This window comes from Streptomyces sp. NPDC048612 (assembly GCF_043199295.1).
Classification (GTDB): domain Bacteria; phylum Actinomycetota; class Actinomycetes; order Streptomycetales; family Streptomycetaceae; genus Streptomyces.
In genome coordinates, this window is record NZ_JBICVV010000035.1 from 20,391 (window position 1) to 35,503 (window position 15,113).

The window sequence follows — 15,113 nt, forward strand, 5'->3', positions numbered from 1 at the left end:
CCGGCGGTTCCGGCGGAGCTACGGACCTCCGGACCGCTCCCGGTGTGCCCCGGCCGGCAAAAGGGTGAGCCGGGCAGCCGGCCCGGTCGTCGCTGCCGGCACCTTTGCGTCCGCAGCCATTTCTGCGCCCCGGCGCTCCCGGCTGCCCCGGCAAGGCCACGGTCAGCTTGGTCGGTCGTCGCGGCGTGCCAGGAGACGGTAGGCGTTGGAGAAGCCGGGCCGCCGTCGGGCCGTGGGCTTGAGCAGGCGGTCCAGCAGGGCGCCCAGCAGGAGGAGGGGAAGGCCCGCGGCGAGCACGGTGGCACGCAGGGCGCGGCGTGTTCTGCCGGGTGCCTCGGCGAACCAGGGTTCGTCCTTGCGGGGGGCCAGGCTGCTGAGGGCCAGCCAGGCCGCGGCGACCAGGTCGATGGGATCGTGCGGTATGGCGTGGTCCTCGGCGACCACGGTGAAGCCCAGCTCGGTCAGTCTCTCGCGCAGGTTTCCCACCGGGATGAAGTGCAGGTGCTGCGGCTGGAGCCAGGGCAGCCACCAGCGCCCGAGCAGTCGGCCGAACCGGCACTGCGGGTCCGGCACCTCGATCAGCAGATGCCCGCCGGGGCGCAGCACCCGGTGGGCCGCGATCAGTTCGGCCTCGGGATCGGTGCTGTGCTCCAGGTAGTGGAACATGCTGACCACGTCGTACCGCGCGGCCAGGTCCGCGGCCAGCTCGACGAAGTCGCCCCGGTAGCCCCGCCGCACCCAGCCGCGTTGCCGGGCCGACTCGACGCCCGCACTGATGTCCAGCCCGTCGAAGACGGTACGGGGCAGGACGGCACGCGCCGCCTCGCAGAAGTGCCCCTGTCCCGTACCCACGTCGAGCCAGGTCTCCGGCTCGGCGTGCGGCAGCACGGCCTGCGCCCTGAGCGGGTAGCGGGCGTCGTGGCCCCGGAAGAGCGCGGCGAGGTTCTCCTCGCCGAGCCCGTCGTAGAAGTCGCGGTAGTAGAACTCCAGCCCGTCGGAGTTGAGCTGGGGGTTCTGGAAGACGTGGTGGCAGTCCTGGCACTGTTCCAGGACGAACCTGCCGGGCTTGCCCTGCAACAGGTCGTAGGTCCGGAGCCGTACCTTCAGCCGGTCCGCGCCGCACCACGGGCAGTCGGTGCGGCGCGGTGCGAAGAACCGTTCCCAGCCGTGCGCCAGGTCGTCCTGGTAGCGGGGGCGCAGCGCGGTGACCCGATCGGTCCTGCTCGTCATCGAAGCCTTCCGGTGGCTGGGGGAGTGGCGAGGGTTTCGAGGTGTGCCGCCGCGGCGGGCGCGCCCCCGGCGGTGCGGAAGGACCGGCCGACCCGTTCCGCGGCGGCCCGGTAGCCCGGCTCGCCGAGTACGGCGTCCAGGGCCGTGCCGAGCTGGTCGGCGGTCGCCCGGCCGAACCGGACACGTACGCCGGCGCCGGCGTCGACCACCTGGGCGGCGATGGTCGGCTGGTCGTCCCGGATGGGGGCGACCACAAGGGGCAGCCCGTGCCACAGTGCCTCGCAGACGGTGTTGTGCCCGCCGTGGCAGACCACGGCGGCGCACCGCTCCAGCAGCGCCAGCTGGGGCACGCTCGGGCGCACGAGCAGCCCGTCTCCGCTCTCCTGCACGGTTCCCGACGGGTCGACGAGCACCGCTTGCAGCCGGTCCGACCGGGACCGTACCGCCGCTGCGCAGACCGCGAGGAAGCGCTCCCCGACCTCGGCGTTGGCCGTGCCGAGGGTGATCAGGACCGTGGCGCGAGCGGGGTCCAGCCGGTCCCACGGAAAGCCGTCGGTGGACGGCCGGGGGGCGAGGGACGGGCCGACGAACCGCACCTGGTCGCCGAAGGAGTCCACCGGGCCGACCAGTTCCCCGGTGCTGAAGGTCAGCACGAGCCGGTCGGACAGCCGCGGGTCCACCGTGCCGTCCGGGGCGCCGATCCGCTGCCGCAGGGCGTGCAGCACATCGGTGATCCACTCCTCCACCTTGGGCATGCCGGCCAGGGCGGTGAACCCCGCCGAGGTGGTCGCCGACGTGGCCCAGGGGATACCCAGCCGCTCGGCCAGCAGCCCGCCGGCGACGGCCTGCTGGTCGGCGATCAGGACGTCCGGACGGAATTCCGTCACCGCGGTCCGCACACCCGGGGCCATCTCCTCCGCCAGGGGGATGAGGAACCGCTCCCAGAGGAACTTCAGCGCCGCCGGTCCCCGGAGCGAGAGCGGCCGCACCAGGGCGGGGTCGTCGAGCGGCGGCGCGGCACACGGGAACACCGCCGCCCGCTCACCGGCCAACGGCCGCAGCACGTCCGGCAGTCCGGCCCAGGCCACCTCGTGCCCCCGCCGGACCAGCTCCGCCGCGACGCCGAGCGTGGGGTTGATGTGGCCGACCAGTGGCGGCACCACGAACAGGAACCTGCTCACCGGCCGCCGGCCTCTGCCACCCCGGCCGCGTGGTGCTCGCGGACCCACCCGGTGACCAGGTCGCTCACCAGGTCCGTGGCCCCCATCAGCACCCAGTGCTCCTGCTCGGGCACCACCACGGTCCGGCAGTCCTGGAGCAGCGACTTCAGCCACGGCTCCTGGGCGGCCAGATCCGACTCGCTGCCGTAGACGGCCAGCACCGGGCAGCGCAGCGCCCGGATCTCGTCCTCTTCCAGCAGCCGGCTGGCAGGGATGTCCCGGGCCATGGTGCTGGAGTTCAGCAGCCGCGACGCCGACTTCACCCGGCGGGTCGCGTGCGCCCCGTGCTCACGGGTCAGCTGCTCCTGGAGGTCGGTGCGGGCGAACTCGTCGGCGGCGCGCCGGAGGTTGACGGCCATCTTGCGCGACCAGGCCTCGGTGGCCGGCTCTGATTCGATCACCGCGATGCTGGCGACCCGCTCGGGCCGGCGGGCCGCGTAGCTGAACGCGATGGTGCCGCCGTAGGAGTTGCCGACCAGATGGACCGGTCCGGCCACCTCCAGCCGGTCGAGCAGCGCATCGAGGTCGCCGACGAAGTCCTCCAGCAGGTAGCCGCTCGGCACCCGCTCACTGTGACCATGACCGCGCAGGTCGTACATGATCACGTCCATCCCCTCGGCGGCGAGGACCGGCGCCAGGGTGAAGTAGTAGCTGACGAGGCTGTCGACGAGCATGCCGTGGATGAACACCACCGTGGGCGGCGCCGCGGTGTCGGCGGGGTTCCGGGCGGGCATCCGCTCCACGTGCAGTGCGATGCCGTTGGCGTTGATCACCGCCACCGTTCAGCCCTCTCCCGTCCGGCGCAGGGAGTCGGCCACGTGGTCCACGAGCCGGCCGATCGTGAGGTAGATGATCTCTTCGAGTTCGAGGCCGGCCAGGAACTCGGCGAAGTTCACCCGCTCCCCGTACCGCGCCGCCAACTGGCCGCCGAGGGTGACCAGATCGATGCTCTCCAGGTCCAGGTCGTCGTGGAACCGGGTGTCCCGGGTCATCTCGACCTCGTCCAGCCCCTGGTCGTCGAGCACGGTCCGCAGCATTCCGGTGATCTCCTCGAACACCACTGTCTCGTCCGCGCACACCGGTGGCTGTGTCTGACCGCTGTTCACCGCGTGATCTCCCGTTCGTTCGTCATTTCCGCCGTTTCCATCGATTCCGTCGTCCATGCGACGACGTACTCCCTGTCCGTCAGGTCTGCCGGATTGGCGATCCGGCGGCACCACACCCGGTACCGCCGGCCCGCCGCCTCCACCAGCAGTTCGTCCGGCTGCGCGGCGACCACGGCGAAGTCCTTCGGCCGCCCTTGCAGTCCGGTGCCGCGCGCCTTGGCCACCGCTTCCTTGGCCGCCCAGAACCTGGTGAACCACAGGCCTCCGGGCTCGCCCGCCGCGGTCTGCTGCGCCCCGAGGAGCGCGCGTTCGGCCGGCCCGAGCGCCATCACCTGGGCCTGCTGCGGGCGTTCGGCGATCTCCTCCACGTCGATGCCGATCCCGCCCGGTCCGGGACCGGTACGGGGGCGCACCATGGCCACGCCGGTCTCCGCGCAGTGCGCCAGCGTGACGTCCAGCTCGGGCAGGGTCCGGCCGTGGAGTCCGGCGACCCGGGGCCGGCCGGCCCCGTCGTTGCTCACCCGGATCTCCGCGGGGAAGACGGGCCCCTCGCCGTGATCCCACAGCCACTGGCGGACGGCGTCCTTGACCGCGATCCTGCCCAGCAGCCACTGCGCGCGGCCGCGCGGCGGGCGCTGCTCGTACTCCTCGCGTTCCGCGCTGCTGAGGTGGTTGCGCATGACGAGATCGCGCGAGGCGAGGTCCGGCCAGCGGTCGTGGACGAGCGACCAGCCGCCCTGCTGGACCCGGGAGAGGGTGTTCCGCTCGGGGAACCGCTCCTGGACCCTGGTCTCCTCGCGGTTGTCGAAGCGGCGGTCCTGCCAGCCGTGGATCTCCGCCCACACCCGGCCGTCGGCGACGAGCTGGATGTCCGCCTCCACTGCCGTGTCGGTGACGGAGGTGACGGTGACGAGACAGTCCAGCGTGGTGCCGGTCGCGGGGTGCGGGCCGTGGAAGCGCATCCGTCGCATACGGACCGGGAACACCACGGTCCGCTCGGTCAGGGTGCTGATGATCCAGTAGCCGAGCAGCTGACCGACATTGTCCAGCAGGGCGCCGGGGGCGGGCGGGGTGGTGAGCTTCCCGCGTACGTGGCGGGGACCGACCGCGGTCAGCTCGGTGACGCCCTGGAACAGCGGGCCGTGGAACATCCAGCGGTCCGTGTAGAGCTGTCCGGCGGTGATCTCCGGGGGCCGTTCGGTGGCGGAATCCCAGGTCCACGGGCGCGGCGGCGCCTCCGGGGGGCCTGCCGCGAGTTCGACCTCGGCGCGGGCGAACCGGCCGAAGGCCACCCCGACCCGCCCGGGCCCCTGCGGTGCCACGGTGACCGGCACATCAGCGGCCGGGCTGACGGTCACCCACCGGTTGAGCTGCACCCCGTGCACCGCCACGGCGGACGAGCCGGGCGCCGCCCGCTCGGCGCACTCCATCATGTGGTGGATCACCGTGGTGGCCGGGACCACCGGCCAGCGGTCGGCCTCGTCGGGCCAGCCGGGGCGCTGCGCGAAGAAGCAGTGGTCCAGCAGGTACGGCATGGTGTCGGTGGAGACCCGCAGCACGGTGCGGAACTCCTGCCCGCCGGGCGTCGGCGAACTCGGCACGGCGGCCGGCGCGGGAGGTGCCGCAGGGGAGACCTTCCGGACCGTACGGGCGGCGCTGAGCACCGCCGACGCCGTTTCCGCGGTGTCCCTGAGCAGCGCGCTCAGTTCGCCGGCTACCGGGAGCCGGCCAGCCGCCGCCTCCAGGGCGGACAGTTCGCCGCCCGTGCGTACGGCGGGCCGGGCCGTCAGTGCCGGGCGGAGGCTGCCGAGGGTGTCCTCGTCCAAGGAGACCAGGCTCCCGCCGAGGTCCAGCCGGACGGGCGGGCGCTTCGACGCCGCTCCGCGGCCTGCCCGCAGCGGCCGGAAATCCGGGTCGCCGCCTTCCGTCCACAGCGCGGTGGCGACCCGGTGCAGCTGGGCCAGTCCGCTGCGGTGCGGGGAGTTGGCGGCCACCGCCAGGTGCGGCCGGCCGTGCAGGGTGTTGTCGATCAGCGCGCCGACCTGACCGGTTCCCGCCTGTACGAAGACCCGGACGCCGGCCGCGTACATCGCCTCGGTCAGCGGGCGGAAACGCACGGGTTCCAGCAGATGCCTGAGGAACAGCGCGCGGACCTCGGCCTCGGTGGCCGGGTACACCGACGCCGTGGTCGCCGACCACACCGGAACGGCGGGCGGATACAGCGTGAACCGGGTCGCGGCACGGCGGATCGGTTCGAGGTAGGGAGCCAGCATCGGGGTGTGGAAGCCGGACTGGAACGGCAGGACCTGGCCGACGACGTTCCGCGCGCGAAACCAGCGCACAAGCTCGTCCACCGGGCCGGGCGGGCCGCACACCATGGCCTGGTCCGGCGCGTTGTCGTGGGACAGCACGATCTCGGGACGGTCCTCCAGAGCGGCCACGACCCGGTCGGCCGGAGCGCCCAGCACCGCGAAGGCCAGGCCCGGCACCCGCAGCTCGTCCGGGTCGAAGTCCGCCATGAACGCGTCCACCGCACGGCCGGCGAACAACCCACCCGTGACCATGGCGGTCCACTCGCCCACACTGTGGCCGGCGACCGCGTCCGGCACGATGGCCATCCGCCGCAGGGCGGCGTCCAGCACCCGGCCCACCGCGACCACCTCGCCCCCGTGCCTGCCGACATCCGCCACCTCGGCCGGCTGCCCGGCGCGGACGGCGGGGAGCAGGGCGTCCAGCCCGAAGTGCTGTGCGACGTCGGACACATGGGGCCGGAACTCGGCTTCGAGTCCCGGAAAGACAAAGGCCACCTGTCCGCCGCCGTCCCCGCCGAGCAGCGGCTCGGCGGTGAACCACACATCGCCGCGGCCCCGCCACGGGCGGCCCTTGGCCACCGCCCTGCGCGCCAGGGCGAGGCTCTTGGCCGTCGGGTCGACGACGCCGAGCCGGCTGCGTCCCTCGCCGGGAGCCCGGTCGTCGAGACCGGCCGCGCGCACCGCCGCGTCGTCGGCGTCCAGCAGCCCGGCGAGCTGCCCGGGGCTGTCGGCGGTGAACCGCAGCACGCGAGTGTGTTCCCGCACCGACACCGCGGGCCGGTTCCGCCGGCCCGCCGCGCCCTCGGGCGGGGCTTCGAGCACCACATGCGCGTTGATGCCGCCGAAGCCGAAGGCGTTCACGGCGGCCCGCCGGACCCCTGAACCGCCCTCGGTCTCCCACGCCTGCGCCACCGGGATCGGCCGGAAACGGGTCCGCTCCAGCCCGGGGTGCGGGTCGTCGCAGTGCAGCGTGGGCGGCAGCACCGCGTGGTGGACGGCGAGCGCCGCCTTGGCCAGGCCGGCCACGCCCGCGGCCGGCATGGTGTGGCCGATCATCGACTTCACCGACCCGATGACGGCCCGTTCCTCGCCGTCCGCACTGCCGAACACCTCCTGCACGGTGGCCAGTTCGGTGGCGTCACCGGCCGGGGCCGCGGTCCCGTGCGCCTCCAGCAACCCGATCGAACCCGGCCGGGCCGGGTCGAGACCGGCCGCGCGCCACGCCTGCCGCACCGCCTTCACCTGCCCGCCGGAGTCCGGGTTGACGAGGCTGCCGCTGCGCCCGTCGCTCGCCACGCCGGTGCCACGGATCACGGCGTAGATCCGGTCGCCGTCGCGCTGCGCGTCGCTGAGCCGCTTGAGGACCACCACACCGGAGCCCTCACCGATGAGCAGGCCGTCCGCGGCCCGGTCGAAGGGGCGAATCCGCTGGCTGGGCGAGAGCGCCCGCAGCTGGGCGAACACGCTCCACAGCGTGATGTCGTGGCAGTGGTGGACACCCCCGGCGAGCATCAGATCGCAGCGCCCGCCGGCCAGTTCACCCACCGCCTGGTCGACCGCGACCAGCGAGGACGCACAGGCAGCGTCCACGGTGTACGCGGGGCCGCGCAGGTCGAGCCGGTTGGCGACCCGGGAGGCGGTGAGGTTGGGCACCAGCCCGATCGCCTGCTCGGGGTCGTCCGGCCCGAGCTGCTGGACGAACGCCTGCCGGACCCGCTCGATGTGGTCGGAGCCGAGGTCGGGCAGCAACTCTCCCAGCGTGCGCACGAGCTGGTTGGCGGTGCGCACCCGCTGGGACCCGCGGGACAGTCCGGGGGTCAGGTAGCCACCGCGCCCCAGGATCACGCCGATCCGGTCGCGGTCGGGCAACCGGTCCTGGCCGCCCGCGTCGGCGATCGCGTCCGCGACCACCTTCAGCGCGATGAGCTGGTCCGGTTCGGTACCCGCCACCGAGTGGGGCATGATCCCGAACTGGGTCACCTCGACCTCGGCCAGCTCGTCGACGAAACCGCCCCGCCGGCAGTAGACGCGGTCCGAGCGCCCCACCGCCTGCGGATCGTAGAAGCTGGCGTCCCACCGGCCGGCCGGCACCTCGGTGATCGCGTCCAGCCCGGTGACCAGGTTGCGCCAGTACGCGTCGAGGTCTGCCGCGCCCGGCAGCAGGACCGCCATGCCGACGATGGCGATCTGTGCGCCCGCGCCGTCTTCCCCCCTGGTCATCTCACCACCCCGACGCGGTGTAGACGACGGCCTGGGCCGAGTGCTCGCCCCAGGCGAGCTCGCGCAGCAGGCAGAGCGTGCCTTCCTCGGGGTCGATCAGCCGGATGCCCCGGCGGGCGTACTCCCGCGCCAGCTCGGGGGTCACCATGCCCGTGTGCTGACCGGTGGGCGCCCACGGTCCCCAGTGGACCGTGAGGAGCCGGGAGCCGGTGCGGGCGGCCCAGCGGCTGCCCATGCTCTGCAAGGCGTCGTTCGCCGCGGCGTAGTCCACCTGGCCGCGGCTGCCCAGAACGGCCGAGATGCTGCCGAAGAACACCGTGAAGCCAGGAGGTCCTGGCAGGTCCTCCACCGCCTCCAGCAGGGTGCGGGCGCCGTCGACCTTGGTGTCGAACACCCGCCGGAAGGACTCGGTGTCCTTCTCCGCCAGCATCCGGTCCTCGATCACCCCGGCGGCGTACACCACACCGTCCAGCCGGCCGTGCTCGGCGTGGATGTCCTTCACCACCCGGTGCAGCGCTTCGGTGTCCCGGGTGTCCGCCGAGTGGTAGCGCACCTTACTGCCCAGAGCGCGCAGTTCGTCGACCGTGGCGCTGATCTCGCGCTGCGCGAGGATCTGCCCGGCGGTCCGCTCGATCTCGGCCGGGGTGCGGTTGCCGTGCGCCGCCAGGGTGGCCCGGAGCGTCTCGCGGTCGGGCGCCGACCGGGTGGCCGGGTCTTCCGGGCCGCTCGGTGCGACGGTCCGGCCGACCAGCTCGATCCGGCACCCGGCGGCCGCCGCCAGGGTCGCGGCGAAGCGTGCCGTGATACCCCGGGCTCCGCCCACCAACAGCACCACGGCGTCCCGGTCCAGGCCGATCGCGGTGGCCTCGGCCGCACCGTCGCCGGCCGGTCCGGCTCCCGTGGCGCCCAGCCGGCCGAGGCCGGTCTCGGCCAGTTCGAGGCCGTACCGACCGCCGGAGGAGCGCAGGACGACCGGGGCGCGGTCGGGGGCGAGCAGCTCGCCGACCAGCGTGGCCGCCATGGCCTCCGCCGCCTCGTCCGGGGCGACCTCGACCATCCTGGCGACCGTGTCCGGATACTCCTGGGCGATCGTCCGGAACATCCCCCGCAGCCCGTCCGGCCGCCCGTCGTCCGCGGCCGCCCCGCCGGGGACGGCGGTGATCAGCCACCGCGGCCCGCGCCGCAGCGCGGCCTGCAGCACCGGGAACGCTTCCGGCAGCAACGGCTCCTCGGCGCCGGTCAGCGCCTCCAGGTGGAGCACACCGTCCAGCGGGCCGTCCTGCTCCGTCAGCAGGTGCTGACCGTCACGTACGAAGAACTCCGCACCGTACGCTGTGAGTTGGGACGCCAGACGTTCACCCACCGGGCCGTCCCCGCCCAGCAGCGCGAACCGCTTTCCGGACAGAGTGCCGGGGTCGGCGGCCGGCTCGGGAAGGGCCACCTGCCGCAGCAGCAGCCGGGCGGGCGCCTCGGCGACCACCTCCACCACGGCCGGGTGGGCGACCGTCTCCGCCGGGCTCCGGTCCTCGGGGGACTGCTCCTCGCCGCCGCGCAGCCGTGCCATCAGCAGGCCGGCGATGCCGGAGGCGGTGCGGGCCGCGGACAGCGCGTCCAGCTCCGCGTCGTCGAGCTGGGAGACGCCCGCCCCCTCCGCACTGCCGGACCGGACCCGGGCGGCCAGTTCACCGGCGATCTCGATCCGTTTGATCGAGTCGACGCTCAGGTCGGCCTCCAGATCGAGATCGGGCTCAATCATGTCCACCGGATAGCCGGTGCGTTCGCTGATGAGGCCCAGGATGGTCTGCAGCACGTCCTCCTCGGTGAGCGGCGCGGCAGCGGCGGCCGCCTGCGCCGGCGGGGAGACTGCCTCCGGGACGGGCGCGAGGGGGCCGGGGCCGCCGGGGGCCGGCATCGACGTGACCGGCTCGACCAGGGCGGTCGTGACCGGTGGGACCGGGACGGGCGCTTGGTGGACGGCGATCGGCGGGACCGGCGGTGCGAGGGCCGGGGTGCCCGCCGCGGCGCCGAAGTACGTGAGCAGCACATCGCGTTGCGCTGCGACGATCTCCCGGCTGGTGCGCAGGAACTCGGAGACCATCCGGTCCGGGCTGACGGCAGCTTCGTGGGGGTCGGGCGTCGTCACCAACATCTCCTGGATACGTCGGGCCGGCCTGAGAGAGCCGGGCAGCGGGCTGCCGTCACGGGTACGCACCAGGTGCCCGTTGACGGTCCAGCCGGGTCGTTCGGGGGGAGTCGTGTGCCGCAGGTCGGTGGCGTGGCGGCCGTCGAACAGCCAGCGGGTGCGCACCCGCACGCCGGCCACGGCCAGCTGGGCGAGCGCGCCGAGGAAACCGCGCACCCCCCGGCCGCCCGCCGTCTCGCAGCCGACCGTCGTGTGCGGACGGTCCCGGAGGATCGCCGACACGAGGGAGGGGAGCGTCGAGCCGGGACCGACCCCGACGAAGACGCGGGCCCCGTCCTGGTACATCCGCTCGATCTGCTCGGTGAACCGGACGGGTGCGCCGATCTGTGCGGCCAGTTCGGTGCGTACGTCCTCGGGCCGGGGCGCGTAGACGGACGCCGTGCGGTTGGCCCACACCGGCGTCTGCGGTGCGCGCACCTGCGCCTCGGCGAGTGCCCCGGCGAACCGCTCGGCGGCACCGGCGACGACCGGGCTGTGGAAGGCACAGGCCACCGGGAGGGTCTTGGCGCCGAAACCGTGCGCGCGAAGCCGCTCCACCGCGGTCGCGACGGCGTCGGCGGGCCCGGAGAGGACGACCTGCTCGGGCGCGTTGTGGTTCGCGATGACGACGCGGTCCGCCAGACCCGCCGCGTCGAGCTGACCGGCGACGTCCTCGACGCCGGCCGACACCGCGGCCATCGCACCCGGCTCCGGCCCGGCCGCGGACACGATCGCCTCGGCCCGCCGCGCACTCAGCTCCAGGAGGGTCGCCGGGTCCAGCGCCCCGGCGGCGCACAGCGCCACCAGTTCGCCGTAGCTGTGCCCGGCCACCATGTCCGGGACCACACCGGCGCGGCTGAACAGGTCGTACGCGGCCAGGCCGACCATGCCCAGGACGGGCTGGGCCACCGTGGTGTCGGTGACCCTGGCCCGCTGCCCGGCCGCGACGGCCGGGTCGAAGGCGTCCGGAGGAAAGAGGTCCGCTGCCCACTCGCGGCCGAGCTGAAGGTAGCGCTGGACCTCCGGGAAGGCGACGAACAGGTCGGCGAGCATGTCCGGCCGCTGACTGCCCTGGCCGGGAAAGAGGAACGCCACCTTGGCGTCCGCCGCACTGTCCAGGGACCCGTCGTCCGCGCCGGCGGCGAAGACCCCCGCTGCCGGATCGTGCTCGCCCGCCCGCGCCCGCCCGAGCAGCACGGCCAGCTCGTCCAGGTCCCCCGCCACGACCGCCGACCGCACCGGATGCCGGGAGGCGTCGCAGCGGCGGGAGGCGGTCACCGCGATGTCACGCAACCGCCACGGGCGGCCGTCCCGCTCGTTCCGCTGCAACAGATCCAGCAGCTCCTGGATCGCCCGGCCGGCGTCGTCACGGTCCGCGCCACGGAAGACGAACAGCTCGGCCGGCCAGGAGTCGAGCCCCTGCACCGGCGGCGGCCCCTCGTCGTGGGCCCGCAGCACGACATGGAAGTTGGTGCCGCCGAAACCGAAGGCGCTGACCCCGGCGACCCGCTCGGCAGGCCGCGCCGCCCACGGCCGCGCCGAGGTGTGGAAGGCGAACGGACTGCTCTCCTGGTCCCAGGCCGGATTGGGCCGCTCCAGCTGCCGCGTGGGCGGCTTGACGCCGTTGTGCAGCGCCATGGCGGTCTTGATCAGACCCGCCAGACCGGCGGCGCACTTGGTGTGCCCGATCTGCGACTTCACCGACCCCAGCGCACAGCTCCCGGGCGCCGCTCCGGCCTCAGTGAACAGTTCGGTGAGCGCGCCCAGTTCGGTACGGTCGCCGACCACGGTCCCGGTGCCGTGCGCCTCGATCAGCCCGACCTCCGTCGGCGAGATCCCCGCGTTGCGGTAGGCGCGCTCCAGCGCGGCACGCTGCCCCTCGGCACGGGGTGCGGTCAGACCGAGGGACTTGCCGTCGCTGGCACTGCCGACACCCTTGATCACGGCATAGACGCGGTCCCCGTCGCGCTCCGCGTCGGAAAGCCGCTTGAGCACCAGGCAGGCGACGCCCTCGCCCAGCGCTATCCCGTCCGCCGCGCTGTCGAAGGGGCGGGAGTGGCCGGTCGGGGACAGCGCCCGGACCGAGGAGAAGAGCAGGTAGTCGTTGATGCCGTTGTGCAGGTCGGCGCCGCCGCACAGGACGAGGTCGCTGGTGCCGGCGGCCAGTTCCTTGCACGCCACGTCCACCGCGGCCAGCGAGGAGGCGCAGGCCGCGTCCACCGTGTAGTTCATCCCCCGCAGGTCGAGCCGGTTGGCGATCCGGCCGGAGATGACGTTGGCCAGCATCCCGGGGAAGGAGTCCTCGGTGAGCCGGGGCAGCTGTGCGTCCAGCTCGGGCGGCAGCTGCCCCACGTAGGCCGGCAGCAGCGAGCGCAGCGCGGCGGTGTGGGACAGGTCGCTGCCCGCCTCGGCGCCGAAGACCACGGCGGCCCGGGACCGGTCGAAGTCCCGCTCCCCGTACCCGGCGTCCTCCAGCGCCAGACGCGCCGCCTCCAGTGACAGCAGCTGCACCGGCTCGATGCTGCCCAGCGAGGACGGCGGAATGCCGTACCGCAGCGGATCGAACGGTATGTCCGGCAGGAAACCGCCCCACCGGGAATCGGTGTGGCCGCCGTCCGCCTCGGGCGCGTAGTAGACCGCCGGGTCCCACCGCTCGGTGGGCACCTCCGTGACGGCGTCGGCTCCTCCGACCACGTTCGCCCAGTAGGCGGCGAGGTCCGGCGCGTCCGGGAACATGCAGGACATGCCGACCACGGCGATGTCCAGGGGGGCCGGTGCGGGGACTTCCTCGCCCGGCTGCGGGGCGACACCGAGCCGTTCGCGCGCCCGCGCCGCGTGCTCGGTGTAGAAGTCGGCGGCGGCGCCGCTGACGGACGCGTGCAGCTCGGCGATCGTCGTGGCCCGGTTCCGGAGCACGGCTACCTCGCCGGCCATGAACATGCCCTCGACGAGCTGCCGGGCCTCGTCCACCTCGGTCAGCTCCTCGCCGACCCGTTCCACGCCCTTGCTGGCGATCCGCAGCCGGCCGACATTGAGCCGTTCCAGCTGTTCCCACGCCTGCCGCTCCGGAACGCCCTGCGACCGCAAATCCTCCTTGATGCCCAGGTAGTTGTCGGTGAAGGGGCTGGTCACACACCGCGTCGTGTGGCCGGGCGCCGTTTCGAGCAGCTCGGTCCGCCGCGCCGCGAGCACCTGCCGCTGGAAGAGCGGCTGCACCGCGCCATGGCTCACCGCCTCCTCGGTGAACAGATAGGCGGTACCCATCAGCATGCCCACGGCCACGCCACGAGCGGTCAGCGGAGCGGCGAGCGCGGCGACCATCGCCGCCGAACGTGCGTCGTGAATCCCGCCGGCGAACAGCACCCGCAGCGCGTCGCCCTCGGCGTCCTCGGCCGCGTCGAGGAACTCGGTGAGCACGCCGATCTGCGCCTCCCACAGCGCGAAACTGCTCCGCGGCCCGATGTGGCCGCCGCACTCGGACCCCTCGAAGGCGAACTTGCGGACGCCGACGTCCAGGAACTGCCGCAGCACGCCGGGCGAGGGCACATGCAGGAACGTATCGATACCGGCCTCTTCCAGCGCGGCCGCCTGCGAGGGCCGGCCGCCCGCGATGATCGCGCAGGACGGCTGGAACTCCCGGATGATCTCCAGCTGCGCGGCCCTGGTGCGCTGGGGAGCGAAGCCGAGCACCCCCACCCCCCAGGGCCGGCCGTCCAGTGCGGAACGCGTCTGCTCCAGCAGGGTGCGCGTCTGCTCCGGACCGGCGAGCGCCAGCGCCAGGAAGGGCAGCGCCCCGTCCTCCGCGACCGCCGCGGCGAACCCCGGCTGATCACTGACCCGGGTCATCGGCCCCTGAGCGAGGGGGAGTTGCGTACCCAGGGCCCGGCTCATCGCGGAACCGTCGCGCAGCGCGTCGAGCGGCGCGTCCTCCCGCACCGCGTCGCACATGGCGGCGGTGACCGCACGGACCGCCCCGCCGGCATCACGCCACTGCGCGGCGAACCGGGAGGCCAGGAAGCCGTCCTGCCCGACGGGGAGCAGCTGCGTCCGCAGATCCCCGGCACCGAGCAGCCCGGCCACCTCCACCGGGTCGTCCGGCACCGCCGGCGCGTCCGGCCCCCGGCGCCACAGCACCCGGTGCCCGGCCACCACGGCCGTCTCCGAACCGTCCAGGTTCCGCACGGCCGCAGCGACATCGTCCGGCAGGCCGGACTCCGCCAGAAGGGCAAGCTGCGTGTCCAGCACGACTCCGGCCGCCCCGCCGACCACCGCGGCCGCTGCGGTGTGCGGCCCGATCCCGCCGCAGGCCCAGACCGGCAGGTCCAGAGCCGGGTCGGCCATCAGCTGCTGGAGGAGCACAAAGGTGCTCAACTCCCCGATCCGCCCCCCGCTTTCACTCCCGCGAGCGATCAGCCCGTGGGCGCCGCTCCGCGCCGCCTCCAGCGCCTCCGCATGGCTGGTGACCTCGACCAGCACGCGATGTCCGGCGACGAGGTCCTCGACCCGCAACGCCGCCCGCGCGCCGAGCACCACCGTGTGCACCCCGCCCCCATCGCTCACCAACTCGGCCGCGGTGACGGCGCACCCGGCGGCCACCCGCACCCCGAACGGCCGCGACACCCACTGCCGGACCGACTCCAGCGCCTCCCTGGCCCGCCTGTCACCCCTGCCCAGATCGAGGACACCGAGCCCGCCGGCCCGGCAGACGGCGGCTACGATTCTCGGATCGGGTTCCCCGAATGGACTGATCCCCAGGACAGCATCCGTCAGGCGTGCGGTCGTCACAGAAACTCCGAAAAAGTGGGCACAGGAGATACCCGCAGCTGCCGGGACACCATCCCGA

General features: G+C 73.8%; 6 protein-coding genes. All 6 read right to left on the reverse strand.

Annotated features, from left to right (window positions below):
• Positions 1–162: 162 nt before the first annotated feature.
• The 6 genes from ACGFN2_RS33560 to ACGFN2_RS33585 all read right to left on the reverse strand — a co-directional run bounded on the left by ACGFN2_RS33560 (position 163) and on the right by ACGFN2_RS33585 (position 15,055).
• Positions 163–1,230: a class I SAM-dependent methyltransferase gene (locus ACGFN2_RS33560; RefSeq protein ID WP_393366575.1), complete on the reverse strand. Its 1,068-nt coding sequence runs from the start codon at positions 1,228–1,230 to the stop codon at positions 163–165.
• On the reverse strand, positions 1,227–2,411 hold the full coding sequence (locus ACGFN2_RS33565) for a glycosyltransferase (protein WP_393366577.1): 1,185 nt from the start codon (positions 2,409–2,411) through the stop codon (positions 1,227–1,229). Before ACGFN2_RS33565 ends, ACGFN2_RS33560 begins: the two co-directional genes overlap by 4 nt.
• A complete protein-coding gene (locus ACGFN2_RS33570) occupies positions 2,408–3,229 on the reverse strand; it encodes an alpha/beta fold hydrolase (RefSeq protein ID WP_393366579.1) in 822 nt (273 codons plus the stop codon). Before ACGFN2_RS33570 ends, ACGFN2_RS33565 begins: the two co-directional genes overlap by 4 nt.
• Positions 3,230–3,232: 3 nt before the next feature.
• Entirely contained in the window at positions 3,233–3,487 is a 255-nt protein-coding gene (locus tag ACGFN2_RS33575) for a phosphopantetheine-binding protein (RefSeq protein ID WP_362610836.1), read from the reverse strand.
• A gap of 65 nt (positions 3,488–3,552) precedes the next feature.
• The gene (locus ACGFN2_RS33580; RefSeq protein WP_393366581.1) at positions 3,553–8,088 is read right to left on the reverse strand and encodes a beta-ketoacyl synthase N-terminal-like domain-containing protein; all 4,536 of its coding nucleotides are present in this window, start codon (positions 8,086–8,088) and stop codon (positions 3,553–3,555) included.
• A 1-nt stretch (position 8,089) separates the two neighbouring features.
• On the reverse strand, positions 8,090–15,055 hold the full coding sequence (locus ACGFN2_RS33585; protein ID WP_393366583.1) for an SDR family NAD(P)-dependent oxidoreductase: 6,966 nt from the start codon (positions 15,053–15,055) through the stop codon (positions 8,090–8,092).
• Positions 15,056–15,113 lie beyond the last annotated feature (58 nt).